The organism is Shewanella canadensis (assembly GCF_003966225.1).
GTDB lineage: Bacteria > Pseudomonadota > Gammaproteobacteria > Enterobacterales > Shewanellaceae > Shewanella > Shewanella canadensis.
Map to the genome: position 1 here is coordinate 219,299 of NZ_RXNU01000007.1, position 25,831 is coordinate 245,129.

At 45.6% G+C, this 25,831-nt stretch carries 25 protein-coding genes; 15 read left to right on the forward strand and 10 right to left on the reverse strand.

Features of this window, described 5'->3' with window-relative positions:
- The first annotated feature begins 1 nt into the window (after position 1).
- The 4 genes from tdh (at position 2) to EKG38_RS15015 (ending at position 2,644) form a co-directional block, all read left to right on the forward strand.
- On the forward strand, positions 2–1,027 hold the full coding sequence (gene tdh / locus EKG38_RS15000; RefSeq protein ID WP_126521039.1) for an L-threonine 3-dehydrogenase: 1,026 nt from the start codon (positions 2–4) through the stop codon (positions 1,025–1,027).
- A 78-nt stretch (positions 1,028–1,105) separates the two neighbouring features.
- On the forward strand, positions 1,106–1,414 hold the full coding sequence (gene glpE / locus EKG38_RS15005) for a thiosulfate sulfurtransferase GlpE (protein ID WP_126521040.1): 309 nt from the start codon (positions 1,106–1,108) through the stop codon (positions 1,412–1,414).
- Positions 1,415–1,459: 45 nt separating this feature from the next.
- On the forward strand, positions 1,460–2,296 hold the full coding sequence (gene glpG, locus EKG38_RS15010; protein WP_126521041.1) for a rhomboid family intramembrane serine protease GlpG: 837 nt from the start codon (positions 1,460–1,462) through the stop codon (positions 2,294–2,296).
- Between the two features lie 150 nt (positions 2,297–2,446).
- Positions 2,447–2,644, forward strand: a complete 198-nt coding sequence (locus EKG38_RS15015; protein WP_126521042.1) for a hypothetical protein — start codon at positions 2,447–2,449, stop codon at positions 2,642–2,644.
- A 92-nt stretch (positions 2,645–2,736) separates the two neighbouring features.
- Here the strand turns inward: EKG38_RS15015 and elbB are convergent, their stop codons facing one another.
- Positions 2,737–3,390 (reverse strand): isoprenoid biosynthesis glyoxalase ElbB, encoded by a 654-nt coding sequence (gene elbB / locus EKG38_RS15020; RefSeq protein ID WP_126521043.1) that lies wholly within the window; start codon positions 3,388–3,390, stop codon positions 2,737–2,739.
- A 389-nt stretch (positions 3,391–3,779) separates the two neighbouring features.
- Between elbB and polA the strand changes: the two genes are divergently transcribed.
- Positions 3,780–6,539 (forward strand): DNA polymerase I, encoded by a 2,760-nt coding sequence (polA, locus tag EKG38_RS15025; protein ID WP_126521044.1) that lies wholly within the window; start codon positions 3,780–3,782, stop codon positions 6,537–6,539.
- A gap of 767 nt (positions 6,540–7,306) precedes the next feature.
- Here polA and yihA read toward each other — a convergent pair.
- A complete protein-coding gene (yihA, locus tag EKG38_RS15030; protein ID WP_126521045.1) occupies positions 7,307–7,969 on the reverse strand; it encodes a ribosome biogenesis GTP-binding protein YihA/YsxC in 663 nt (220 codons plus the stop codon).
- A 169-nt stretch (positions 7,970–8,138) separates the two neighbouring features.
- On the opposite strand from yihA, the gene EKG38_RS15035 reads away from it, so the two are divergent.
- From EKG38_RS15035 to EKG38_RS15065, 8 genes are all read left to right on the forward strand, one after another.
- The gene (locus EKG38_RS15035; protein ID WP_126521046.1) at positions 8,139–8,759 is read left to right on the forward strand and encodes a c-type cytochrome; all 621 of its coding nucleotides are present in this window, start codon (positions 8,139–8,141) and stop codon (positions 8,757–8,759) included.
- A gap of 475 nt (positions 8,760–9,234) precedes the next feature.
- The gene (locus EKG38_RS25360; RefSeq protein ID WP_281277003.1) at positions 9,235–9,369 is read left to right on the forward strand and encodes a hypothetical protein; all 135 of its coding nucleotides are present in this window, start codon (positions 9,235–9,237) and stop codon (positions 9,367–9,369) included.
- A gap of 122 nt (positions 9,370–9,491) precedes the next feature.
- Positions 9,492–10,169, forward strand: coding sequence for a methyltransferase domain-containing protein (locus tag EKG38_RS15040; protein WP_185826868.1), 678 nt, complete (start codon positions 9,492–9,494; stop codon positions 10,167–10,169).
- Between the two features lie 48 nt (positions 10,170–10,217).
- Entirely contained in the window at positions 10,218–10,754 is a 537-nt protein-coding gene (gene yihI / locus EKG38_RS15045) for a Der GTPase-activating protein YihI (RefSeq protein ID WP_126521048.1), read from the forward strand.
- A 130-nt stretch (positions 10,755–10,884) separates the two neighbouring features.
- Entirely contained in the window at positions 10,885–11,352 is a 468-nt protein-coding gene (locus EKG38_RS15050; protein ID WP_126521049.1) for a DUF2489 domain-containing protein, read from the forward strand.
- A 257-nt stretch (positions 11,353–11,609) separates the two neighbouring features.
- Positions 11,610–12,986 carry an oxygen-independent coproporphyrinogen III oxidase gene (gene hemN / locus EKG38_RS15055; protein WP_126521050.1) on the forward strand — a complete coding sequence of 459 codons (1,377 nt, stop codon included), beginning with the start codon at positions 11,610–11,612 and terminating at the stop codon, positions 12,984–12,986.
- A gap of 202 nt (positions 12,987–13,188) precedes the next feature.
- The gene (locus EKG38_RS15060) at positions 13,189–14,988 is read left to right on the forward strand and encodes a DUF885 domain-containing protein (protein WP_126521051.1); all 1,800 of its coding nucleotides are present in this window, start codon (positions 13,189–13,191) and stop codon (positions 14,986–14,988) included.
- A gap of 133 nt (positions 14,989–15,121) precedes the next feature.
- A complete protein-coding gene (locus tag EKG38_RS15065) occupies positions 15,122–16,114 on the forward strand; it encodes an alpha/beta fold hydrolase (RefSeq protein ID WP_126521052.1) in 993 nt (330 codons plus the stop codon).
- Positions 16,115–16,171: 57 nt separating this feature from the next.
- On the opposite strand, the gene flhA is transcribed toward EKG38_RS15065, so the two are convergent.
- From flhA to EKG38_RS15100, 8 genes are all read right to left on the reverse strand, one after another.
- Positions 16,172–18,253: a flagellar biosynthesis protein FlhA gene (gene flhA / locus EKG38_RS15070; RefSeq protein WP_126521053.1), complete on the reverse strand. Its 2,082-nt coding sequence runs from the start codon at positions 18,251–18,253 to the stop codon at positions 16,172–16,174.
- 196 nt (positions 18,254–18,449) lie between these two features.
- Positions 18,450–19,580, reverse strand: a complete 1,131-nt coding sequence (gene flhB / locus EKG38_RS15075; RefSeq protein WP_126521054.1) for a flagellar biosynthesis protein FlhB — start codon at positions 19,578–19,580, stop codon at positions 18,450–18,452.
- Between the two features lie 57 nt (positions 19,581–19,637).
- Positions 19,638–20,411: a flagellar biosynthetic protein FliR gene (gene fliR, locus EKG38_RS15080; protein ID WP_126521055.1), complete on the reverse strand. Its 774-nt coding sequence runs from the start codon at positions 20,409–20,411 to the stop codon at positions 19,638–19,640.
- A 2-nt stretch (positions 20,412–20,413) separates the two neighbouring features.
- Entirely contained in the window at positions 20,414–20,683 is a 270-nt protein-coding gene (fliQ, locus tag EKG38_RS15085) for a flagellar biosynthesis protein FliQ (RefSeq protein WP_126521056.1), read from the reverse strand.
- Between the two features lie 4 nt (positions 20,684–20,687).
- Positions 20,688–20,828, reverse strand: a complete 141-nt coding sequence (locus tag EKG38_RS24965) for a hypothetical protein (protein WP_185826869.1) — start codon at positions 20,826–20,828, stop codon at positions 20,688–20,690.
- Positions 20,829–20,894: 66 nt separating this feature from the next.
- The gene (fliP, locus tag EKG38_RS15090) at positions 20,895–21,623 is read right to left on the reverse strand and encodes a flagellar type III secretion system pore protein FliP (protein WP_126521057.1); all 729 of its coding nucleotides are present in this window, start codon (positions 21,621–21,623) and stop codon (positions 20,895–20,897) included.
- Between the two features lie 2 nt (positions 21,624–21,625).
- Positions 21,626–21,982 carry a flagellar motor switch protein FliN gene (gene fliN, locus EKG38_RS15095; RefSeq protein WP_126521058.1) on the reverse strand — a complete coding sequence of 119 codons (357 nt, stop codon included), beginning with the start codon at positions 21,980–21,982 and terminating at the stop codon, positions 21,626–21,628.
- 80 nt (positions 21,983–22,062) lie between these two features.
- Positions 22,063–22,929 (reverse strand): FliM/FliN family flagellar motor switch protein, encoded by an 867-nt coding sequence (locus EKG38_RS15100; protein ID WP_126521059.1) that lies wholly within the window; start codon positions 22,927–22,929, stop codon positions 22,063–22,065.
- Between the two features lie 661 nt (positions 22,930–23,590).
- On the opposite strand from EKG38_RS15100, the gene EKG38_RS15105 reads away from it, so the two are divergent.
- Together EKG38_RS15105 and EKG38_RS15110 are read left to right on the forward strand one after the other, a co-directional pair.
- On the forward strand, positions 23,591–24,505 hold the full coding sequence (locus EKG38_RS15105) for a MotY family protein (RefSeq protein WP_126521060.1): 915 nt from the start codon (positions 23,591–23,593) through the stop codon (positions 24,503–24,505).
- The gene (locus EKG38_RS15110) at positions 24,492–25,793 is read left to right on the forward strand and encodes a sigma-54 dependent transcriptional regulator (protein WP_126521061.1); all 1,302 of its coding nucleotides are present in this window, start codon (positions 24,492–24,494) and stop codon (positions 25,791–25,793) included. Before EKG38_RS15105 ends, EKG38_RS15110 begins: the two co-directional genes overlap by 14 nt.
- The last annotated feature ends 38 nt before the right edge of the window (positions 25,794–25,831 follow it).

Consider the following 25,831-nt stretch of genomic DNA (forward strand, 5'->3'; position numbering starts at 1 on the left):
AATGAAAGCACTGAGTAAACTAAAGCCAGAAGAGGGTATCTGGATGGTCGATGCTCCCAAGCCGGAGATGGGCCATAACGATCTGTTAATAAAGATCAGAAAAACGGCTATCTGTGGTACCGATATCCATATCTATAACTGGGATGAGTGGTCACAAAAAACCATTCCGGTTCCTATGGTGGTTGGGCATGAATATGTTGGTGAAGTCATCGATATGGGAATTGAAGTGCGTGGTTTCGATGTCGGAGACCGCGTTTCCGGTGAAGGCCATATTACCTGTGGTCATTGCCGTAACTGTCGAGGTGGACGAACTCATCTTTGTCGCAATACCTCCGGGGTAGGCGTCAATCGTGACGGGGCTTTTGCAGAATATTTAGTTATTCCGGCATTCAATGCCTTTAAAATTCCCGATGATATCTCAGATGATCTCGCCTCTATCTTCGATCCATTTGGTAATGCAGTGCATACGGCACTCTCTTTCGATTTGGTCGGTGAGGATGTGTTAATCACAGGTGCGGGTCCTATCGGGATCATGGCTGCCGCCGTTTGCCGTCATGTTGGCGCTCGCCACGTGGTGATCACGGACGTCAATGAGTACCGCCTCGAATTAGCCAATAAGATGGGGGCGACACGTACCGTCAATGTTGCTAAGGAAAGTCTCGAAGAGGTTATGGAAGAACTTGGCATGACCGAAGGCTTCGATGTTGGCCTGGAAATGTCGGGAGTACCGAGTGCATTCCACTCCATGCTGGATACCATGAACCACGGTGGCAAAATTGCCATGCTGGGTATTCCTGGTGGAGAGATGGCGATCGACTGGAGTAAAGTTATCTTTAAAGGATTAATCCTGAAGGGTATCTACGGTCGTGAGATGTTTGAAACTTGGTACAAGATGGCGAGCCTGATCCAATCCGGGTTAGATATATCTCCGATTATCACTCACCATTTCAAGATTGATGACTTCCAGCAAGGCTTCGACGCTATGCGTTCGGGTCAGTCGGGTAAGGTTATTCTTAACTGGGATTAATTACCGGCATGGGGCTGTACTAATACGGCCCCGTATTACACACTTAAACCAACGACTCCTCCTTAAAAGAACCGCATTATGTCTAGCTTCCAGCATTTTAGTGTCAATCAATTGATCCAACTCTCAGAGAGTAGCCCTGATATCCAGATAGCCGATATTCGCGACGCAGCCAGCTTCGAGTCAGGCCATGTAGCAGGTTCTATCAATCTTTCTAATGAAAATTTAGCCAGTTTCATAGCAGAAGCCGATATGGATCTCCCCCTCATCGTCATCTGTTATCATGGGATCAGTAGCCAAAGCGCCGCACAATATCTTGTCGAACAGGGCTTTGATCAAGTATACAGTCTGGACGGTGGTTACCAGGCTTGGCAAGAAGCACACGCATAACCTTAACTCTGAGCGAATTCAGCGACATTTTGATAAGGACACTCGATGATAGAAATAGGCAGATTACCCAATGAGCGCGCAGCTCAAGCACTCGTCGATTACCTTAAGGGTCAAAATATAGATTGCAAAGTGATCGCTGCTGAACAAGGTGTTAGCTTAATCGTTATTCATGATCAAGATAGTGTACGGGCCGGAATTGAGTACCAGCGCTTTATTCAAAATCCCTACGATGAGAAATACCTTCAGGCTTCTTGGGATAACGGTGATACCAACGCAAAATTTGACTATGGCGCTCCAGCGCTTCAGTTGCTGACCCAATTCATTACGGGAGCAGGCCCGCTGACGCTATCGGTTTTTGGCGTCTGTATTTTGATTTTTGCCGGATTCAACCTCGGCTTTGCCAACCCGATTTATGAATACCTCTCCTTCTTTAATGCCGTACCCGGCACCGAACTCACCGATTTTTGGCGAGTATTCACCCCATCGCTATTACACTTTTCTGCCCTGCACATCATTTTCAATCTGCTCTGGTGGTGGTATCTAGGTGGGAAAATTGAAAATAAAATCGGTGTATCCCCTCTGCTTACCCTGCTTTTGGTCGCGGGAACCCTTCCCAATATTCTGCAATATTTTATTGGCGGCCCCCATTTCGGTGGTCTTTCAGGTGTCGTCTATGGAGTCGTGGGTTACACCTGGATCATGGGAGTGAAGAGGCCAGAGAAAGGCATTGGACTCCCACCGGCATTAATGGGTTTTTTGATGCTATGGTTAGTCTTCGGATTCACCGACCTATTCGGGCTCTCCATCGCCAATGGCGCACATACCGGTGGTCTGGTGGTAGGTCTGTTACAGGGATTGATTGATAGCAAGAGAAGAACCTAGGCTCTAGTTCCGGATGGTTTCGCTACGAATACGGCTGACAATGCCTCCGGGCTAGTGAGAAAGAGAGGGAGCTGGTACTCCCTCCTGTAGGTTTGATTTAATAAACAAACATCATTAGTATCCAATAATCACTCAAGGATAGAGGTAATTATGGACAAAATACCGAGTAAACGGCCTCATAATAAACAGGCCCAAGAGCCAAGTTTAATCTCTCAACTTTTTCCAACCGAATTTGGTTTTGCAGAATCGGCTGGACAATCTAAAACACTCATTATCATGCTCATCATTTTCATTGTTCTATTTGGAGGTTTTGCACTATTTCTAATGAAAATGGCGAATGCAATCTGATTTATAACCACATATAGGGCTGAAAGAGATCCACTTAGAGCGCTGGCCGCCCTCGAAGCGAAGCGCTCTAGCCAGTCCTATTTTACCTTTTTTTAAACCATCTCCAGTACTTTCTTTACCAGCTTCTCGATACCTTCGTTAGCTTCGGCAATATTTCCAGCCAACATATATGCTGGTGTACTGACAACCTTATTGGCTTCGTCCACGATAATCTCTTGTACAACGGCTTCTTGATGATGGCCTCCCATCAGGTTAAATGCCTGAGCCGTATCAACATCGTTGCCTATCGTCCCCGTCACTCCTTCTCCATAAAGCAGTGGGATCATGATTGGGGCTATACAGATAAAGCCGACAGGCTTTTTCGCATCGGCAAATTCGGAGATAAAATCGGCAACCTCGAGAGGGATCTCACAGTCACTGCCATTGGTTGCGAAGTTACACAGATTCTTTGCCGCACCAAAACCACCAGGAATAACTAGTGCATCGAATGCCTCGATATCGAGTCGATCGGTAGCCGTGATCTCGCCCCTCGCAATTCTTGCCGACTCCACCAGAACATTTCGACTCTCTTCAGCAGAAACTTCTCCAGTCAGGTGATTGACGACATGCATCTGCTCAATATCAGGAGCAAAACATTGATAACTAGCACCGAGTTTAGTGAGTGCCAACATAGTTAACACAGCCTCATGGATCTCTGAACCATCGAATACACCTGCACCACTCAATAAGACTGCTATTTTTTTCATTAAAAACGCTCTCCATATACTTTTTTATTTTAACAAGACCACAACAAATCACTTGATCCGATTATTTTTCGTGCTAAGTTAGTTCCTCGACTTTATCAAGCGCCGAATATTTAACCAAGCACAGAATCGAAAAAGAGAGCAAAAAAATTAAGTCCACAAATCGAGATCATTTTCAAGAAACTTATACCCACTTCACACTTTTTTGATTTAGACCATTAAATCAATGGCTTGCCGCGAGCCGATTTCTACTCATATCTGGTTGTACATACCACAAGCAATTTTTCACACACAGAGTTATCCACAGGCTGTAGAATAATTTACAATGGCTGAAAACGCCCATATGTGGCATGCTAGCGGCATCATCGAAAATCCAAAATCGAATACTAATTATGCCAAAAATTGCTGAAAACCCTTTAGTTCTTGTGGATGGTTCCTCCTACCTATATCGAGCTTATTATGCGCCTCCACATCTCACGAACTCTAAAGGTGAAGCAACCGGGGCTGTCTATGGCGTAATTAATATGCTTCGTAGCCTGCTTAATCAATATAAGCCCAGCCAAATGGCCGTTGTATTCGATGCGAAAGGAAAAACCTTTCGTAACGATATGTATGAAGAGTACAAAGCTCATAGACCAGCGATGCCGGATGATCTGCGTTCTCAAATAGAGCCACTGCACAGAATAATACGTGCTCTGGGCTTACCTCTGGTTTGCATTTCCGGAGTCGAAGCCGACGATGTTATCGGTACCATCTCTACTCAAGCCAGTAAGGAAGGTCGAGCCGTCCTTATCAGTACGGGTGATAAAGATATGGCTCAGCTGGTCGATGAGAATGTCACGCTTATCAATACTATGACTAACACCATAATGGGACCCGCTGAGGTTACCGAGAAATTTGGCGTCGGCCCTGAGTTAATCATCGATCTGTTAGCGCTTCAGGGTGACAAAGCTGACAACATTCCAGGCCTGCCTGGTGTCGGAGAAAAAACGGCTCTTGCCATGTTAACCGGCGCAGGAAGCATAGATAAAATTCTTGCTGCACCAGAAAAAATGCCTGAGCTTGGTTTCAGAGGCTCTAAGACCATGCCCGCTAAATTAGCCGAGCATGGTGACATGTTGAAACTCTCCTACGAGCTCGCAACCATTAAACTCGATGTCGAACTTGAACAGGACTGGAAAGATCTCACCATCACTCCGGCTGACAAAGATGAGTTGATAAAATGCTATGGCGAAATGGAGTTCAAGCGTTGGTTGGCAGAAGTGCTCGATAATAAGAGCGGCTCAAGTGCATCGACTCAAGAGTCGACAGAAGAGGAAGAACTTCCCAGACAAGATATCGAAACCGAATACACGACGATTCTTACCCATGATGAGCTTGATGAGTGGATCGATAAGCTGTCAACAGCGGAGCTTTTCGCGGTCGACACCGAAACTACCAGCCTCAATTATATGGAGGCAAAACTTGTCGGACTCTCTTTTGCTATAGAAGCGGGTAAAGCAGCCTATCTGCCCTTAGCCCATGACTATCTTGACGCGCCACAGCAACTTAACCAAGCCGACGCATTGGCCAAATTGAAACCTCTGTTGGAAAATCCAGAGATTAAAAAAGTGGGCCAGAATTTAAAATACGACATGAGTATTCTGGCTAATGTCGGTATAAAGCTGCAGGGTATCGCCTTCGATACTATGCTCGAATCATATGTATTCAACTCGGTCGCATCCAAGCACAACATGGATGACTTGGCACTTAAATATCTGGGCCATAAAAATATCAGTTTTGAAGAGATTGCGGGGAAAGGGGTAAAACAGCTTACCTTCAACCAGATCTCATTAGAGGTTGCCGCACCTTATGCGGCTGAAGATGCGGACATCACCCTAAGATTGCACCAACACCTCTGGCCAAGATTACAAAAAGAGCCTGAGTTAGCCTCCGTATTTACCGATATCGAGTTGCCTTTGATTCAAGTGCTTTCCGGTATGGAGCGCCAAGGGGTGCTTATCGACAGCATGCTATTGGGTCAACAAAGCGAAGAGCTAGCCAGAACCATCGATGAGCTTGAGCAGAAGGCATATGAAATTGCCGGTGAACCCTTTAACTTAAGCTCACCAAAACAGCTGCAAGTGCTCTTCTTTGAAAAACTGGGCTACCCGATCATCAAGAAGACGCCTAAAGGTGCGCCATCGACCGCTGAAGAGGTGTTAGTTGAACTAGCCTTAGATTACCCATTGCCTAAGATCATTTTGCAACACAGAAGCTTAGCAAAACTAAAGAGTACCTATACCGATAAACTGCCGCTGATGGTCAATGCGCAGACCGGCCGTATTCATACCAGTTACCATCAAGCCAATGCCGCCACCGGACGTTTATCTTCCAGTGAGCCAAATCTGCAAAACATCCCCATTCGAACCGAAGAGGGACGACGGATCCGTCATGCGTTTATTGCTCAGGAAGGTAGAAAAGTACTTGCTGCCGATTACTCTCAAATTGAGTTACGCATCATGGCACACCTTTCTCAGGACAAAGGTTTACTGACCGCATTTTCAGAAGGTAAAGATATTCATAAGGCGACTGCTGCAGAGGTCTTTGATGTTGACTTCACAGAGGTCACAACCGAGCAGAGACGCCGCGCCAAGGCGGTTAACTTTGGTTTGATCTATGGCATGTCCGCATTTGGCCTCGCTCGCCAGCTCGATATCCCGCGTGGTGAAGCTCAAAAATACATAGATACCTACTTTAAGCGTTATCCGGGCGTACTTAACTATATGGAAGAGACACGGGCAATCGCAGCCGATCTGGGTTATGTCTCTACACTCTATGGACGACGTTTATATCTACCGGCAATTAAAGATAGAAACGCCATGCGACGTCAAGCTGCCGAGCGAGCCGCGATTAACGCTCCGATGCAAGGTACCGCAGCCGATATAATCAAGAAAGCCATGATTAATGTTGCAGACTGGATTGCAAATGAAACAGATGGTGAGATCACCCTTATCATGCAGGTGCACGATGAATTGGTGTTTGAGGTCGACAGTGATAAAGCCGAAGCACTTCAGGAAAAAGTATGTCAGTTGATGGCGGAAGCTGCCGATCTTGATGTGGAACTGTTAGCCGAAGCCGGGCTCGGCGACAACTGGGAGCAGGCTCACTAGCCAAACGACCCCGAATAACGCTGTACCATTAACGCCCCTTATCTTTAGGGGCGTTTTTTTCCCGGTAAGAACTACGCCCTTCTCATGGAAATTCTATCCTCATTCCATAAAAAACCGCCTCAGTGTCGCCAAATGCCAATCCAAGATAGATATTAAGCTTCCAAAACAACTAAATCTCTCCAAGTTCACTGAGCAAAAACTCTAAATGTGGCAAAAAGATCAATTTAGGGATGTTTTTTACGCAAATAGGGTTAACCGACTCATTATCAAACAAAAAAACGACATTTTTAGATCATAAATCGCTCAATTTTAAACAAGAACGTTAGATCGACGTCACATAATTGCAGTCTTTTTCAAGAAACAGTTTTTCATATTAAGACCAATGAGGTAATATTCTCTGCGTAGGGTACAGAGGTTAAGATGTTCTATCTTTCAGACCTTTTTATATCACTGTTATAGTGAACAGCCAAATTATGGCGCCCCAGCAATTTATTTTGCTGGGGCTTTTTTTCGTCTAAAATAAAATTTAGAGCATTTACTTTAAATGCGGTTCTATTCCATGTATGCTGACGTCATTGAGAGCCGCCGAGTCTTACTTGGTGGAACTTGAGTCTTGTTGAATTTAGCTTCTCCCCAAAAGAGCTAATTTGGCCGATGGTAATGCCGTCGGCTTTTTTTTGTCTGAATTTCGGGTAAAAAAAAGCCTCTCATTTCACCAAGGTAAAATGAGAAGCTCAATCTGTTTTATAAAGTGTTATTCCAAAGAATTACTCTTCTTCAGTTTCCGCATCGGCAAGAGCATCTGTCAGCCATTGAGGATGACACCATTCGTTCAAGATACCCAGTACCTTAGCCTTACCTATCCCTTTCAAAGATGAGAAAGGCTCGACCTTAACCCGGTCATCAAAATCACCTAAGTGCTTTCTCACCTCATTCACCATCTTCATCCGCTCGCTCTGCTTTAATTTGTCAGCCTTAGTCAACAAGGCAAGCACCGGAATTTCACTCTCTAACGCCCAGGCGATCATCTGCATATCCAGATCTTTCAGCGGATGCCTGATGTCCATCAGCACCACCATTCCACCCAAACATTGGCGTTCCTGCAGGTATTCTCCCAGAGATTCCTGCCACTTTTTCTTCAAGGCAAGAGGAACTTGAGCAAATCCATACCCGGGAAGATCCACCAAGCGACGATGCTCATCTAACTCAAAAATGTTAATTAGCTGGGTTCTTCCCGGCGTTCTACTGGTTCTGGCCAGACTCTTCTGGTCAGTCAGTAAGTTCAATGCACTTGACTTACCAGCATTAGAGCGGCCAGCGAAGGCAATTTCCACTCCAGCATCCCCAGGTAAGTGCTCATTCAGATGAGCAATATCAGGAGCACTGATTAAAAACTTTGCTTTACGAAAATCAATACGAGATTCAGACACTACCCACTCCAAAAATTTTAGGTTTCGCACTATAAATATCGAAGAGTTGCTTACATTTTCACAATTTCGTGTAAAATATTACCTCGATCACATAAGTTACATTTTATCACGCTTGCAGGCATTGCTAGTAAGCTCAGGACAAAAAAATTTAACAATAAGTTGGAACGCCATGAAAAAGTTAGCTCTTGCGCTATCAGTTTTAGCCTCAATCTCTACTCCTGCGGTAGCAGAAGGAGATGCTGAAGCTGGAAAAACTAAAGCCATTGTTTGTTCAGCCTGTCACGGTGTTGATGGTAACAGCCTGATAGACATGTATCCAAAACTTGCAGGCCAGCAAGCTACATACCTCAAGAAACAGCTACACGATTTTCGTAGCGCAGCTCAAACAGGCGGAAAAGAGGGACGTAACGATCCAATAATGGGTGGCATGGCAATGATGCTGAACGATCAGGATATCGAAGATGTCGCAGCATTTTATGCCTCACAGACATTAGCCATTACTGAAGTCCAAAATATACCGGCCTCTGGTGAGCAGCTATATAAAGGTGGTGACATGGTTCGTGGCATTACCGCCTGTATCGCCTGTCATGGTCCAGATGGCAGTGGTTCTGAGCTGGCAGGTTTCCCTGCGATTGGTGGTCAACACGCAAACTACCTAAAAATTCAACTCAATAAATTCCATGATGCAAATCGTAACAATGATATTAATGGCATGATGCAAGATATCTCCGGCAAGCTGACAAGCGAAGATGTAGAAGCATTATCTCAATATATATCAAGCCTTAAGTAAGATTAAGGAGTTGTTAATAAAAGGTGGCCTGACCACCTTTTTTAACATCTAAAAGCTTACCTTTACGTAAACTTCAAGCAAAACGTGCTTGACACGGATCACAGATTTAGGTTTAATGAGCCCGTACCGAGATGAACCCATCTGTTTGTATAAAAAATATTTAATAATAACGGACAGTTTTCGGTATTAATTACATTTAAGATATAAGAATAAATACATTCAATAACAATAATACAACTAAGACCACTCACTAAAAATAATAAGAGTCGTGATTTCAAATTGAAATCCAGGTCAGAAAGATTTTCGTAAGGACTTGGTTAGGAAGGCCAAACTGCTGTAATAGCACTCTCCTTACAGGTTTAGCGACAATTGCTCCGCAGCTTGCTGTTTTAGAGCTTTGCCTCACTAAACTAAACGTAAAAAAACAGGGATGGTTTATTTAGCGTCAAAGATGACGATAGGATTGTGATGTGTCATGAAGACCATCTACGGAAGCTGTAGTCAGGAAGACTCAGGAATATTAAGAAAGCGTCTGGAAGACCAACAACTAAAAACTATGCATGGAAAGCAGACTAAAAAAAGATGGATACTGACCGGGAAAGTCGCATAGCAAGTATGGATACTTGGAATAAGATTTGGTGTCTTTGACACTTTGTGAAGGCGACAGTCATACTGTCGCCTTTTTTTATGGCAAAATAATCTAAATCTAAAATGGTGAACCGATCTATTACAATGCGTAGATGCCCTCTGTGCCACAATCAACACTCCTCTGTGTTTCACCAAGATAGAAAACGCAATATGTATCTCTGCGACCGGTGTCAACTCGTCTTCTCCGATGCCAACTCACATCTCCCTCCCCCGGTAGAGAAGCACAGATATCAACAACAGGCCGCAAAGAATCAAAAACCTTTAAAGCAGTTCTTGATGAGTTTGATACTTCAATGTGAACAGCAGAGCACAGATCCGCTGATTGGCCTGAACTTCGGAAGAGTTGCCGAGCCTGACACGGTTTTGAGTGTAGAGTCTCATCGGCACACCCTATATCAATATGATCCATATTTTGCAGCCAATCATGACCTGCTCAAGCGTCAATATGACTTTATATGTTGCTACCGGGTTTTTGAACACTTTCGCTTTCCATTTAAAGAATGGTCTTTGCTCGGCAAGCTACTGAAACCAGGGGCCTGGTTAGCCATCAGTACCAAGTTACTCACTGAATTGAGTGCATTTGACAGATGGCACCACAAGAATAACCTCACCCATGTCAGCTTTTATCAGCATTTTACCTTTGAGTTTCTAGCCCAACAGGCAGGTTTTAAGCTATTATTCGCAGCAAATGATCTCATTCTGGTGCAAAAACCATCAGGATCTGATATAAAACGCGACCAAAGTTCGCTTGATGATGTTTAATCAGCGCAACTATATAAAGTTTGTATTACCAGTTATTGAGAAAAAGCCATGGCACACTCTAAAAAATCGCGTAAAACCGATCAAAATGCACCAAAGTTAGCACCAAGATCCAAAAAGAATGAACGCGTTCTGGCTGGCAAAAAGAAAGAGACTGGAAATAAAGCTGGAAGCCGTCACAACTCAAACCTAGTCGGTGGCACTCAAGGCTCTGCAGCACAGAAAAAAGATTCACGTCATGGCAGCAAAACCGCGGTCAAACTCGATCTTCCAAGTCAAACCATCGCGCCGAAGAAAGAGAAAGGTCCAAAGCTAACCGATGAACAACGTCTGTTTAAGTTAGAGGAAGATCCAAGACTAAACCAACTTCTGGATATGCTGGAAGAAGGGAAAGATTTAAGCGAAGAAGATCAGAAGTGGCTTAACAAGCAACTCAATACTATCGAATCACTCATGGAACGCTTAGGGATCACCGAACAAGATGATCTCGATCATGCCATGAAGTCGGCAGTAGCCAGCAGCGATGATGACCTTCTAGATAAGTTCGAATCGGGTGCCGATCTGCTTAAAGATTACCAAGATAAGTAACGACGAATAGGTATATATACCAAGCCACCTCAAAATGCTGAATCCTGCATCTTGAAGTGTTTTGAGTATAATAGATGGCATCTCTTTGGATGCCATTTTTCTATAACAAGATATAGAGACAGGACAGGTAATGACGACAGCGCTTCTCATCTTAGGTTTCATCATCGTTATGACCTTAGCCGCTTATGCCACGGCATTATTACTCAAGCTTCGTAAACAAACCGCACAGCGGTTAAAGCGACAGCAGGAGCTGGAAGACATAAACAGAGCCAGAGTCGATGAGCACTTAGATAGCATACGCTATATAGCTACGGCCATATTAGAGGAGAGGTGTGAGCTATCTGAAGGCGTAATGAGAATAGCAAAATTATTTGGAATACTCTCGATGTCTGAACAGGTTGCGCCACAGTTTCCGGCAATTTTTAAGCACTTCGAAATAATCGAAGAACACCCCATCATGGCCGAAAGAAAGCAGCTTGAGAAGAAGCAGCGGATGAAGTTAGATTTCGCTCGCATGCGTTCGGAAGCAGAGCTTGAAACCGCCATTCTTGAGGAAGCTAAACAGTTGGTGACATATACTCCAACACTTTTACATTAGATCCAGCTAAGATATAATTAATTTACGCCATAAGATAAATATTCGAAACAGGATTAGCCTTACATTAGAGTAAAATACAATAAGGCGTGAGTCTGTGCACAAATTCCCCATAAGAGCGCAGACATTCGGTCCTATTTCATGGATATTCACACTCTCATTGCTATGCGGATTCGTTTTTACAACATGGATCAAGGTTATTGAATAGATAACGATGCATACTTTAAACGTTGCTAAACTACCCTACCGGAGGACACGCCTTGAAGCAGCCCACCCAAATTAGTTGGGATCAGTCAATGATCGAAAAATACAATTACAGCGGTCCCCGTTATACTTCTTATCCTACTGCGCTGGAATTTGATGACTCTTTTACCGAAGAGAAATTGCTGACTTCAATTGAAAACAGTAAGAGTGACAAGCTTTCACTTTACGTCCACATCCCTTTCTGTGCCAAACTCTGTTATTACTGCGGCTGTAACAAGGTGATCACTCGCCATCAGCACAAAGCAGATCAATACATTGAGTATCTTGCAGCTGAGATAGTAAAACGTGCTCCACTATTCAAAAATTATTTAGTCACCCAAATTCATTGGGGTGGCGGTACACCGACCTTCTTGAGTCCCGATCAAATCTTAAAACTATCGGCCTTAATCAAGTCCAGCTTCAATGTGGCTGATAAGGGTGAGTACTCGATCGAAGTTGACCCACGTGAAATTGAGCTATCTATGTTAGATACGCTTAAAGAAGCAGGCTTCAACCGTATCTCTATCGGTGTGCAAGATTTCAATAAGAAAGTCCAGATCGCAGTAAATCGCGAACAAGATGAGCAGTTCATCTTTGACCTGATGGCTAAGGCAAAGGAACTCGGTTTTGTCTCTACCAACATCGACCTTATCTACGGTTTGCCACACCAGACTCCTGAAACGTTTGCAGAGACGATGCAACGAGTTCTGGACCTGAACCCGGATCGTTTGTCTGTTTTCAACTATGCTCACCTGCCTGCACGCTTTGCAGCACAGCGTAAGATTAAAGATGAAGACTTAGCGACTCCTCAGCAGAAGCTGGACATGTTGCATCAAACCATCGAGACATTGACTGGCGCAGGCTATCAATATATCGGTATGGATCATTTTGCTAAACCAGATGATGAGTTATCGATTCTTCAGAATGAAGGTCGTCTACACAGAAACTTCCAGGGCTACACCACCCAAGAAGAGTGTGATCTATTAGGTCTGGGTGTATCCTCAATCAGCCAAATCGGTGATTGTTATGCACAAAACCAAAAAGATATCCGCCCTTACTATGAATCTGTAGACAAGTCAGGTCATGCACTCTGGAAAGGCTGTAGCTTAAACCGCGACGATGAGATCCGCCGTGTGGTGATTAAGCAATTGATCTGTCATTTCGAGCTGGATATGGCACAAATCGATGAGAAGCTCGGAATCAACTTCGAAGAGTACTTCGTGGAAGATCTGAAACTGCTGCAAACATTTATCGATGATAAGCTCGTCGATATTACAGATAGAAAGATCACCATCAGCCCAACCGGTCGCCTGTTGATCCGTAATATCTGTATCTGTTTCGATGTTTACTATCGTGAGAAAGCGCGTCAACAGCAGTTCTCAAGAGTGATCTAATTTTAAATAACGCTATTTAAAATATGCATAGAAAGCCGACTCATCGTCGGCTTTTTTGTACCTGAAAATAGAGGATGCTTTCGAAATGACTCCCGATGAGATTGCATACAAAAAATAAAAATAGTGCTAAATTCATCCAGCCTGATCGACTTATTTATAACTAAAACTAAAACTAAAACTAAAACGATGAAGGATAGATTCAATGTACAAAATTTTGGTACCCAGCCTGCTCGCCATCAGTTTAAGTGCATGCCAGCTAAACCTAGTCAATACCGACCAGCCTCAGGGTCAAGAACCTGCAGTCGAGACACCAGCCAACACACAGTTACAAGGCTTGATAGATCAGGCATGGCTCATCACATTAGATGCCAGTCCGGATTTCGCCTACTCTCAAGGCAACTTAGATAAAGCGGGACAACTGACCGACCTGTCACCTCTGGCTCTGGCTAAGCTCAACAAGAGACGGCAAGCGATACTCGACTCACTAAAGGCGCAGGATAGAAACCCGCTGACGAAAGAGGAAACGATTAACGCGCAAATATTGCAAGATCAGCTGCAAAACAACGTCGACCTCTATCGTTATAAAGATCACTACCTCCCAATCTCTTCTGAGAGTGGTTTTCATGCCTATATCGCCTCGATAGCTAAGGCTCGTTTTACCACTGAGCGGGACTATAGGAACTACATCGCCAAACTAAAAGCACTGCCAACCTACTTCGCTCAGCAGACTCATTGGTTACAACAGGGGTTAGATAGTGGGATCACACCGCCTAAGATAACGCTCAAGGGATTTGAAGAGAGCATCAGCGCTTTTATCGTACCAGTCGAACAGAGTGGTTACTTTAAGCCTTTCACTCAATACCCAAAGCATTTCACTGACTCACAGAAGACGGCATTGACCCAAGAGGGTCATGAGCTGGTTCAGAATACCGTTCTCCCCCTGTATCGGCAGTTCTATGATTTTATGACCCTGAGCTATATTCCCGGGGCCCGTACCAGTATCGCAACCGCCAGTCTTCCCGACGGCGAAGCCTTCTATGAAAACCGGGTCAGGTACTACACCACTCTGAATATGAACTCAGAACAGGTCCACCAGCTGGGATTAACAGAGGTCAAACGTATCCGGGCCGAGATGGAAACGATTATCGCTGAGGTCGGCTTTAAGGGCTCTTTTGCTGACTTCCTCCATTTCCTCAGAACCGATCCTCAGTTCTACCCGACGACTGCCGAGGAGCTGTTAAAAGAGGCAGCCTATATCGCTAAGAAAGCCGACGCCATGTTGCCAAAATATTTTGGCAAGCTCCCCCGCACTCCCTATGGCATTCAGGAAGTACCGGCCGAGATAGCGCCTAAATACACCACGGGACGCTACTCCGGCTCCAACAGAGATGATGAGCCAGGCTATTACTGGGTCAATACCTATGCGCTGGATAAACGCCCACTGTACGAAATGGAAGCCCTAACCCTTCATGAAGCAGTGCCGGGACATCATCTGCAGATATCCCTCAATACCGAACTCACTTCGCTACCTAACTTTCGCCGCTATAGCTATATATCGGCATTCGGCGAAGGGTGGGGACTCTACTCCGAGTATCTTGGTTTAGAAGCGGGTTTCTACCAAGATCCCTACAGTAATTTTGGTCGTCTAACCTATGAGATGTGGCGAGCGGCCAGATTGGTTGTCGATACCGGCATGCACGCCAAAGGCTGGAGTCGCCAACAGGCCTTAGACTTCATGGCCAGTAACACCGCCCTCTCTATGCATAATGTCACCACCGAAATAGACAGATATATCTCCTGGCCGGGACAGGCACTGTCATACAAAATTGGGGAGCTCACCATAAAACGCTTACGAGCCAAAGCGGAGGATGCGCTGGGAGAAAAGTTTGATATCAGGGCCTTCCACGATGCGATCCTGGAGAATGGTTCGGTGCCGATGCAGGTGCTGGAGCAGCAGATAGATGACTTTATCTCGGCCCAAGAAGCGATAAAGGGCAACTAACAAATCCTAGAGTAAGCCACGAGTTACGGGGTAAAGAGATATCAGGAGATCTCTTACTCGTAACGGGTGGCTCGCGGCCAATTTACTGTCTGTGCTACACTGCTAATCAAGATAAATAATCTCAGTAAATATCATGTCGATAGCCCTCGAGCCACAAGCTAATATTCAAAGCGATGTCCCCGGAATGAGTTTCTCATCCGAGCGAAACCTTGACTCAACAGAGCAGCAGGCTATGTGGTTACAGGTTACCGAATCGGTCATCAAAATTGATGATATCAGCTTAGCCTATTCCTTTATCGAGCACCCAAACAGCCAAAAGGCCATAGTAATAAGCAGTGGCCGGATCGAGTCATATATTAAATACCGGGAACTGATTTTCGATCTTTATCGCCAGGGCTATAGTATCTACGCCCTGGATCATCGCGGACAAGGCCTGTCGAGCAGAACCACAAGTAATCCCCAACAGGGACACATAGGCACATTCGATACTTATATTGATGACTTTGCTCACTTTATAGAAACGGTCGTTAAGCCCAAAAAATATCTCGACCTATTCCTGGTGGGTCACTCTATGGGGGGAACTATAGGCACCCTCTACATGGAGAGGCACCCGGATACCTTTAGGGCTGCCGCCTTTTCGGCCCCCATGTTCGGCATAAAGCTGCCGATAGGCCGCCGCTTTATCCGCTGGCTGGCTCGGTTGCTCGACACCACAGACTCGGGCAAAGGGCCTAATTACGTGTTAGGAGGAGGTGACTACGAGTCCGTTGAGTTTGCCAAGAATGATCTGACTCATAGCCAGCTTCGCTATGAAAATTATAAGAAGTTGTACCTGCAGCACCCACAGGTACAGGTGGGAGCACCAACCAACCGCTGGCTACATGAGTCTATCGATGCGGCAGAGCGCGCAGTCTTAGCCGCTAAACATGGCCGGGTGCCCATTTTGATGCTTCAGGCCGATGAAGACACGGTTGTCGATAACTTCGCTCAATATCGTGCCGTTGGCGGACTCTGCCAACTCGTTAATATTCCCCATGCACGTCATGAGGTCTTTATGGAAAAAGATGAAGCCCGCAACTTTGCCATCGATGCCTTATTGAAGTTTCTGGCTTCTCACCAAGCTTAATTAAAGGGAGCCGGGCTCCCTTTAATTATCTTCTCGAACTGGATCCATCAAACTTAACTAGCCCAGCTGCCCCGCGACCATCAACTCACGGGTCTCGGGGATCTCATTGTATGAGAGCACATGTAATCCCCTGGCAAAGGCCAATGCATAACGGGCAAGGATAGGTCTGAGTTGTGGCGACACCAGCAGCATAGGACTATAGCCCTGCTCCTTGGCATCCGCTAAAATCTGCGGCATCTTCTGTTGCAGCTGTGCGAGTAATTGTGGCTCAACGGGAAAACTGTCCAGCGCTATCTTACCCTGCTGCTGAGACTGGTTGAGTGCGGTCATCAACGTCTGCTCCAGCTCTGGTGCCAACGTCAAGACATTGATCTGCTGAGCAGAGCCCGCGATAGAGTGAAGAATACTGTTGCGAAGGGCACACCGAACATCGGCGGCCAACAGAACGGGATCTTTACTGTTTTCACTGCAATCGAGCAAGGTCGTCGCTATGGTGCGGATGTCCTTCAATGACACCTGCTCTTTGAGCAATAATCGATACACCTTAAGCTGCTGGATTGGGGTCAATGCCGTACTTAAGGATTCGGCCAATTTAGGTGACTGTTTCGCGAGGCGATCGCTCAAGGCGATGACATCATCATGTTGCAGCATATCCGGTAAAGATTCACGTATAAGCTTACTCACATGCGTCGCGATTACGGTGGCATTATCGACAACCGAATACCCCAGATTTAGAGCCTTAGCCTTTAACTCTGGCTCAATCCAGGTCGCATCCATATTGTAGGCAGGCTCCTTTGTTATGACACCATCTATATCACCAAATACCGGGCCACTCTTAATGGCCATCATTCGCTCAGGTTCCAACTCTGCGGTCACCACAGGGTTGCCCATCAGGTTAATCTGATACGCATTGGGCGCTAAGGATAAATTATCCCTGACCCTGACTTCTGTGAGTAAAAAACCCGCTTGTTCAGACAAGGTTCGTCTGATACCCGTCAGTCGTTTCTGCAACTCGGCGCCCTTGCTGCGCTCAACCAGGTGCACTAAGCGATAACCCAAGCGCACCTCGATAAGATCGGTGAAAGGCAAAGCATCCCAACTGGGGGCCGAAGGCTCTGACAGACTCTTCTCCAACTGCTCTTCAACTTCGGCTTCGGGCAGGACCGGCCTTCCCTGGCTCTGCTTCCAGGCTGCAAAACCTAACAAGGCCGCAAATGAGAGGAAGACAAAAGCCGGCATGCCCGGTACCAAGCCCAAAATAGTCATCACCCCGGCTGCAGTAGCCAGAGTCTTAGGGTTAGCCAACAACTGCTTACTCAGTTGAGTCGGCATCTCCTCGGCATCGGAGACTCGCGTCACGATAATCGCCGCCGCGGTAGCCAACAACAGAGAAGGAATTTGGGCAACGAGTCCATCACCAATGGTCAACAGGGCGTAAGTCCTGAACGCCTCTCCTGCACTCAGACCATGCATGAAGACACCAATAGCGATGCCGCCAAGAATATTGATGGCCAAGATCATTAAACCTGCGATGGCATCGCCACGAACAAATTTAGATGCACCATCCATAGAACCATAGAAATCGGCTTCACGGGCGACATCCTGACGACGAACTCTTGCTTGCTCTTGGCTCAAGACCCCCGCATTGAGATCCGCATCGATAGCCATCTGTTTGCCAGGAAGCGCATCGAGAGTAAAGCGAGCCGATACCTCAGAGATCCGCTCTCCACCTTTCGTGATCACCACAAAGTTAATAATCATCAAGATTAAGAAGATCACCCCACCGACGACATAGTTACCATTGATAACGACCTCACCGAACGCCTGGATCACCCGTCCTGCGGAATCACCTCCCTGATGCCCTTCGATGAGAACCACACGCGTCGAAGCCACGTTCAAGGTTAACCGCATCAAGGTGGCTAACAATAGCACTGTCGGAAAGACCGAAAAGTCGATGGGACGCCTGACAGATACACTGACAAGCAACACCATCACCGCCAGCACAATGTTGAAGGTAAACAGGATATCCAGCAACCAAGGGGGCAGTGGAAGAATAACCATGGCAAGAACGGCTAGCAGCATGATAGGGATCCCTATATAGCTGCGATTGCCTGCAAAAGTGCGCGATAACCAATTCATGGTTCAATATCCTCAGATCGTGTCGCTATATCTTGTTGAGCGACGGTGATGAAATAAAAGTTAGTTAATGGATCTCTATTCACGACGCTACCTCTGTGGAATAAAGAAGTTGGATAGAGGCCCCCGGCTTTCTCTGTTTACCTAACCTTTCGGCCATAGTTGTTAGGTAACGAATCTCTTCTCTCTATTCATTTCTCTATTCACGACGTAGATGCGGTGGGATAAAGAAATTAGGTAGCGGGTCTGGTCTTTGCTGCTTACCCTGCCGTGCGGCCTTAATCTGCAACACATAGCTGAGCACATGAGCGATGGCGATAAACAGGGCTGCCGGGATCTGCTGCTCGACTTGGGTCGAGTAGTAGATAGCACGCGCCAATGGCGGCAGTTCGATCACTTCAATATCGTGATGTTTAGCAATCTGGCGCATATATAGCGCCAGCTCATCGGTCCCTTTAGTGAGCACGTAGGGAGCATCGGCTTTCTCGACATCATATTTAAGTGCGACAGCATAATGGTTAGGATTCACCAGCAAGACATCGGCTTGCGGAATCGCAACATCGGCCCTCGAGCGACCGATGCGCTGCTGTAACTGACGAATTTTAGCCTTAATCTCTGGCTTGCCCTCCTGCTGCTTATGCTCATCTTTCACATCTTGGCGAGACATCTTCAACTCATCATGGTGGTGCCAATACTGATATGGAACGTCGATGAAAGTGATCACCAGCATACCTATCCCCAAGTAGAGCATTCCCAAAGACAAGACATCGATCCCATTGCGTACGGCTTCGTCGATGGGGAGTTGGGTATAGCTCAACAGACTTTGGAGATTGTTTTCAAGGAAGCCAAACATGATGCCGATCAGCAAAACAATTTTAAGTATCGACTTCACCAGCTCAACCAGAGACTTCATCGAAAACATCCGCCCTATGCCAGCGATGGGATCGATACGACTGTATTTGAAGGCGGCATTTTTAAAATTAAATACCGGTCCACCTGGCATAGATCCCGCCACCATAGCGAGTACGGCGATCAAAACAATAATGGGGCCCAAAATATTGAGGATCTCCACCAATGATGTACCTAAGTGGCTCATCATCATCCCAGGCTCATCCAATTCAGCCTTGGTGATTGACATATTGAACTGAGCCACCCGTGCGACCCGTGTGGCAAACCAGTCTGCACTTGCCGTCAGCATCAGGGAGCAACCTATGATTAAGGCTGTAGCCGCGAGATCTTTGGATCTGGGAACCTGTCCCTCATCCCGTGCCTTCTTGAGTTTCTGCGGTGTCGCCTTTTCTGTTTTACTCTGACCGGTATCTTTACTCATCTCCGGTCACCCACCGACTCACACCATGATTGAGTTCCATAATCGCTACAACTCACTCTAACCACCTATAAATTGATACATAGCTTCGAGTGCATCGAGGCATATATCACTGTAACGGGTAGGTAAACCACTGAAAGAGAGCATCACACACAGCAATCCCATCAGCATCGACATAGGAAAGCCTAATGCAAATACATTCAAGGAGGGGGCGGCCCGACTCAAGACGCCAAAGGTAATATTGACCATCAACATGGCTAAAATGGAGGGCAAAGCTAACATAAATGCCGATGCAAAGATCCAGGCAAAGCGGCTAACGAGTCCCATGAGAGGAAGATCTAATACTCCAGATCCAATGGGCCAGAGACGAAAACTATCGACTAATACCCCTATCGCGACCAGATGCCCATCCAGAGCAAGAAAGAGTAACGTGCCATAGAGCAGAAACCACTGCCCCAAAATAGGATTGGAAGTGCCGTTGGCCGGATCATTCATCACTGCCATACCCAGTCCCATCTGCATGGACATCATGGCTCCGAGCAGTGTCATCACATGGATCATTATGCTCAGAAACAGCCCCAACATAAACCCGACCAGCAACTGCTCGATCGCCAGAAACAGTGCCCCGATAGAGATGGCATCGACGCTGGGTAGAGGCGGTAACATGGGAGCGAGCAAGGTTGAAATCGTGAGTGCCAGCAATACCCTTACCGTAACGGGAATATAACTGCTGCTCAAAAATGGCATCACCATAAACGCGCCCATAATACGAAAAAATGGCCACCAGAAAATACCGATAAATGAGCTAAGTTGAGCCGAGGTCAGAGACAGCATAGTTAACCTATGATGTGGGGGATGTTCATAAACAGGCGATCAAACAGATCTGAGATCTGTTGCAATAACCACTGTCCGGAGAACAACACCATTAAGAGAGTCAGCACCAGCCTGGGTAGGAAACTGAGTGTTTGTTCATTGACCTGTGTCGCCGCCTGAAACACCGCAATAATCAATCCGACCAACAGGCTAGGCACAACCAAAACTCCGACCATGGCAACCACCAAATAGATGGCATCAGAAAAAATTGAGGTCAACTCGTTGACGTCCATACCGTTACCTTAAGCCTTGAGCTAACAGAGTGAGCACAAGCTCCCATGCATCGAATAGCACGATGACGCTGACCAGCAAGCATGCTGAAAAATAGATCATATCGACCCAAGATGTTACCCGTTCTGTTTTGTTAATTAGTTGCATTCAACTCACCAAAAGCCATCTTTAAATGACAGCCGATAGCTGTCGGCTGCTTTTATCAAAAACCAGCTATCCAAAACTGGCAACTAACGTACTGACCGTCATAGACCAGCCATCCACCAGAACAAATACCATCAACTTAAAAGGCAATGAGATAATCAAAGGTGAAAGCATCATCATCCCCATCGACATCAGCACACTGGCCACCACCAAATCGATAACGAGAAAAGGAAGGAACAGGAGGAATCCAATCTGAAAGGCGGTTTTGAGTTCACTTAACACGAAGGCCGGCATAAGCACAAAGAAGGGGATCTCATCTGCCGTGAGTGTCACGGGTTCATCTGCGATTTTTAGCATCTGCTCAAGATCGGTTTCCCGAGTCTGCGCCAACATAAACTTACGCAAAGGTACGACACCAATATTGACCGCCTCAGGTAACTCTATCAGCCCCTGATCATAAGGCAGATAAGCCTCATCATACATAACCTGACCCACAGGTCTCATCACGAAAATGGTGAGCACTAAAGCGATGCCGAGTAACACCTTATTTGGCGGACTCTGTTGTAGACCCAGTGCCTGCCTCAAAATAGCCAGCACCACAATAATGCGGGTAAAACTGGTCAGCATCATTACCAATGCGGGTAGAAAACTCAGCACTGTCATCAGGGCCAGGATTTCCAACTTGATGTTGACCGATTGACTTTGCTGGCCATCATCTAAGGTAAATAGCGTAAAACCATCATTTGCAAATGCACTCGGTGCCAGTAAGCAAAAGAGAAGCAACAGTGCTCGAAGCATAATCAGTCATTCGCCCCGGTTAGACTGATGGCCTCAACTTCCAATAAACGCACTCCATATCGGCCATTAACTTCAACCACCTCCCCTCTGCCGAGCAAAGCACCATTAACACGTATATCTAATGGCTCTCCCACCATGCGATCGAGCGCAACTACATCACCCTCTCCCATTCGAGTCAGCTCTCCCAGAGACATTTCGGCACTCGCCAACTCTAACGTCACCTGTACCGGCAACTGATGAAAGAATGAGATATCTTTAACGGGTTTTGGACTACTAATCTCTTGAACAGCCTCCTCTTCACCAAATAGATTATCATCCAATAAAAAATCATCATCTTGTAACATAGTATGTTCTGTCATCGTGCTGTCCTATCGCTGGTAAGCATCTTAAAGTTATTCAAAATCTATATAAGTCATTCATTTAACAAGAAGTATGAGTACTATCCTTGCTGATAAATATCCTGGGCTAATTTGGCAACCATCTGCCCATCATGGGTATGAATCGCAGCATAAAAAAGAGGGCGCTTTCCCACAGTTACCGGGCAGCGAGAATGTAAATTCATGGGTAATATGTCACCAACTTCAAGGCCATGAAGTGAAGTCACCGGCGTGCTTTGACGACCAAGTTCAAACAATATCTTTATGGGGATCTGCCTCAGGCGATATGAGAGCTTTTCGGCTAAATCGGGTGTTGGCATGTATTGGCTAGGTTGCTCAGACATTAACCCCAGTAGGTGTTCAGTCATACAAAACAACATGGGAGCCACCTTATGCTCTACCGGAAAAGCTATCTCCCAAATCACAGGTGAATCGATAGGCGTACTATTGACCACCAACTCCAGCTCTAATGCATTTTCATCAAGCTCTGCTGTAGGCAGAACCTTGAGCGCGGCAAGCATCAATTTTTTTGCCAATCGAAACTCCGATTGGCTGGGGGCTCGCAAAGGAGACTTCAAGAGAGTCGCCAGACTTCCATAATAGCCACTAGCCAATTGATCCAAAGTACATTTATCTATTCGCCACCACGCCAAAGGCAGCCGCTGATACCGAAGTAGAAACCAGGCATTATTGATATCGGGTACCACGGGCTGATCACTGTCGGTCAATGAAATTCTCGATAACGCATGATGACCCTGCCTGATAATAGGGTTGAGCACCCCATTAGCCGCCTCAAGAAAGGAGCGCTGACAAGCATCAACTTGAACCAATAACCGACTACGGGCTAACTTCTCCTGAATTAATGCAACAGGTCTAACCCGCTCACACCGAGAAGCTTTAAGTAAACATGCTTTCGCCGTTGTTTTCATTTTAATTCCAAACCTATAAACACAAAAGTCAAAGAAATGCCTAAAAACAAAAATAGACATTAAAATGACACGCGACAATTTAATGACGAGCAAAATATAAAAAAACAACAAAACTTAAAAGTAACTTAATAAAGCAAATATAAATCAACAAATAATAACAACAATAAAAATCTAATAAACAAAAACGGCATAAAAATACAAACCAACAAACAAACAAAGAATATGTAAAGCGACCAAAAATAAAAAAACTTTAATTATTTTTTAAAAATATTCAATTTAGTGTAAAAATAATGCAAAAACATCGTTTTCAGAATAAAAAACCAAGTTCCAAGCCATAAAAACAACGAGTTACTGATTGAAAAACACCCGTGGCAAGGAATCATCCTGCATGAATAAATGATTACCTTCTGTTGAACTGGTTATTTTTAATTAAAAGATACCAGTAGAAAACCATTCTTTCAACTAGTCAATTATCACAAAAAACATTAATTCGAAAAAAAACAATTTACATGATCAATTATTAATGTTTAATTATAGCGCATCAATATTAGCTAAAACAAAAACACTAAAATATAAATAAACACCCTCAAAGCACATAACAAACATTAAATATAAAATAACAAGTTTATTTATACTCGCACAATAAAAGGAACATGAAGCATTGAAAATCTCTGCTCATATAAAACTCTACTCACTGTCTTTTTTTCTGCTTATATCGAATATTGCAACAGCAAGTAGTACCCGCTATCAAACTCCTTTAGAGCAGGCCAAATGGGACTTCACCGGAAGTCGCTTTATTTGCCAGATTGAACACAAGGTGAATGGCTTTGGTGAATTTAAATTGATCGCGAGACCAGGTACACCTCTGAGCCTGCAACTCGATGCTGATTGGCTCTCCTTTGAACAAACGACGAGCCTGGCAAAGGTGGTTTCTCCGTCATGGAGTCAAACCGACAGCTTAAGTTCCGGATCTACCCACCTGAAATGGCATGGTCGAACTGCCAGCAGCGATGACACAACAAGCAAATTTTTAGAAGCTTTAGAGCAAGGACTTGCTTGGCAGGCCTTAGTTCTGGCCCATGACGATATCTCATATAAGGTAGAAACCAGCCCCATTAATACTCAGGCAATTGCGAATAAGTTCAAACTTTGTCGTCAAGAATTACTGCCAAAACCTTTCTCATATGTTCGCCGTGTCGATATCCAATTTGAATCGGGCACCAGTAAGCTCATCGCTGCACACGAAGTCGATTTAGAGGCTATTGCACAATATGTTCAAGCCGATGCGTCAGTGACAGAAATTTTGGTCGATGCACACGCAGATGCATCCGGAGAGCACTTAGCCAATTTGGTATTAAGCAAAGAGAGGGCCGACGAGGTGGCATCCCGTCTATTTGAATTAGGCATACAGAAACAAAAGATTCAGGTTCGCCATCATGGATCCCGCTCTCCAAGAGTCAGTAATAACAGCCCTGAAGGAAGAGAGTTAAATCGCAGGGTCACGATTCGTTTAATTAAGTCCCACACTAAGACTGCGAATAATAACCCAACCGGAGTTAACAATGCCTCTCTCTAATTTCAGATTAGTCGATGCAGCACTCGCAGATCAGTGTGTTGAGCAACTCTCTTTGCAAGGCTTTGAGCTTTGGCAACCGGGCTCGGACACGCCTTGGATCAGCATGATCGACCTATCCTGCTGTACCTGTGATGAGTTGGTAAAAAAACTTTCCCTCTACCCGGGGAAAAACCAGATCGCACTACTGGATCCGGAACAAACAGAACTGGCAACAAGGGCTATGCAGCTAGGTGTGCAAGACTACCTATTACTCCCTCTCGATGGTGATCAGGTCATCTCACTACTGCAAAGGTTAAGACGGTTAGATCAACCGGATACCGATTTAGTCGTCTCTTCGACGGTGAGCCGTCAGCTATTAATGTTAGCCCACAGGGCTGCAACAACTGAAGCCAGCGTATTATTAACGGGTGAGAGCGGTACAGGTAAGGAGCCGATAGCACGTTATATCCATCAAAACTCGAACCGCGCTAATCAGCCCTTTATTGCCGTCAACTGTGCGGCTATCCCCGAGAGCATCCTTGAGTCAATTCTATTTGGCCATGTCAAAGGCGCATTCACTGGCGCATCCAGTGATCAGCCCGGTAAGTTTGAACTTGCCAATGGGGGAACCTTGCTCTTAGATGAAATCGGTGAAATGCCTTTTATTTTGCAATCTAAGCTATTGCGGGTGCTGCAGGAAAGAGAGGTCGAGCGTCTGGGAGGTCACAGATCCATCCCTCTGAATATTCGTGTAATAGCCTCAACGAATAAAGATCTCCGTAAGGCCGTTAAGTCCGGCGAATTTAGAGAAGACCTATTTTATCGTTTAGACGTATTACCACTGAAAATATCTCCTCTGCGTGAACGACGGGAAGATATTCTGCCGTTGGCGGAGCACTTTCTGCAAAGGTATAAACAACTCAGCGATAACCAAGCTTGTTATTTCAGTGAAGCAGCGCAACAACGCCTGCTGTCTCACGATTGGCCAGGCAATGTCAGAGAGCTGGAAAATACCATTCAACGAGCCTTAGTCATGCGCAGAGGCCAGGCGTTACAAGCTGCCGAGCTGGGAATTGAATCTAAAGAGCATCACGCCAAAGTGAGAGTCGAAAGTTCAGAACAAGGGCTCAAGGCCTCTAAAAGACAAGCCGAATTCCAATATATCTTAGATACCCTCAAACGTTTCAACGGCCACCGAAGTCAAAGCGCTCAATCTCTGGGCATGACAACCAGAGCCTTGAGATACAAGCTGGTTCAGATGCGTGAAGAGGGAATCGATATCGAACAAGCCTTGGGTCATGCCGCTTAATTACCATTGCTAAAACAAACATATCACCGATAGGAAAA

Bases quoted from the DNA above. Each gene is read 5' to 3' on its own strand.
- tdh (WP_126521039.1), top strand. From the start codon at position 2: ATGAAAGCACTGAGTAAACTAAAGCCAGAAGAGGGTATCTGGATGGTC.
- glpE (WP_126521040.1), top strand. From the start codon at position 1,106: ATGTCTAGCTTCCAGCATTTTAGTGTCAATCAATTGATCCAACTCTCA.
- glpG (WP_126521041.1), top strand. From the start codon at position 1,460: ATGATAGAAATAGGCAGATTACCCAATGAGCGCGCAGCTCAAGCACTC.
- EKG38_RS15015 (WP_126521042.1), top strand. From the start codon at position 2,447: ATGGACAAAATACCGAGTAAACGGCCTCATAATAAACAGGCCCAAGAG.
- elbB (WP_126521043.1), bottom strand. From the start codon at position 3,390: ATGAAAAAAATAGCAGTCTTATTGAGTGGTGCAGGTGTATTCGATGGT.
- polA (WP_126521044.1), top strand. From the start codon at position 3,780: ATGCCAAAAATTGCTGAAAACCCTTTAGTTCTTGTGGATGGTTCCTCC.
- EKG38_RS15035 (WP_126521046.1), top strand. From the start codon at position 8,139: ATGAAAAAGTTAGCTCTTGCGCTATCAGTTTTAGCCTCAATCTCTACT.
- EKG38_RS25360 (WP_281277003.1), top strand. From the start codon at position 9,235: ATGAAGACCATCTACGGAAGCTGTAGTCAGGAAGACTCAGGAATATTA.
- EKG38_RS15040 (WP_185826868.1), top strand. From the start codon at position 9,492: ATGCGTAGATGCCCTCTGTGCCACAATCAACACTCCTCTGTGTTTCAC.
- yihI (WP_126521048.1), top strand. From the start codon at position 10,218: ATGGCACACTCTAAAAAATCGCGTAAAACCGATCAAAATGCACCAAAG.
- EKG38_RS15050 (WP_126521049.1), top strand. From the start codon at position 10,885: ATGACGACAGCGCTTCTCATCTTAGGTTTCATCATCGTTATGACCTTA.
- EKG38_RS15060 (WP_126521051.1), top strand. From the start codon at position 13,189: ATGTACAAAATTTTGGTACCCAGCCTGCTCGCCATCAGTTTAAGTGCA.
- EKG38_RS15065 (WP_126521052.1), top strand. From the start codon at position 15,122: ATGTCGATAGCCCTCGAGCCACAAGCTAATATTCAAAGCGATGTCCCC.
- flhA (WP_126521053.1), bottom strand. From the start codon at position 18,253: ATGAATTGGTTATCGCGCACTTTTGCAGGCAATCGCAGCTATATAGGG.
- flhB (WP_126521054.1), bottom strand. From the start codon at position 19,580: ATGAGTAAAGATACCGGTCAGAGTAAAACAGAAAAGGCGACACCGCAG.
- fliR (WP_126521055.1), bottom strand. From the start codon at position 20,411: ATGCTGTCTCTGACCTCGGCTCAACTTAGCTCATTTATCGGTATTTTC.
- fliQ (WP_126521056.1), bottom strand. From the start codon at position 20,683: ATGGACGTCAACGAGTTGACCTCAATTTTTTCTGATGCCATCTATTTG.
- EKG38_RS24965 (WP_185826869.1), bottom strand. From the start codon at position 20,828: ATGCAACTAATTAACAAAACAGAACGGGTAACATCTTGGGTCGATATG.
- fliP (WP_126521057.1), bottom strand. From the start codon at position 21,623: ATGCTTCGAGCACTGTTGCTTCTCTTTTGCTTACTGGCACCGAGTGCA.
- fliN (WP_126521058.1), bottom strand. From the start codon at position 21,982: ATGACAGAACATACTATGTTACAAGATGATGATTTTTTATTGGATGAT.
- EKG38_RS15100 (WP_126521059.1), bottom strand. From the start codon at position 22,929: ATGAAAACAACGGCGAAAGCATGTTTACTTAAAGCTTCTCGGTGTGAG.
- EKG38_RS15110 (WP_126521061.1), top strand. From the start codon at position 24,492: ATGCCTCTCTCTAATTTCAGATTAGTCGATGCAGCACTCGCAGATCAG.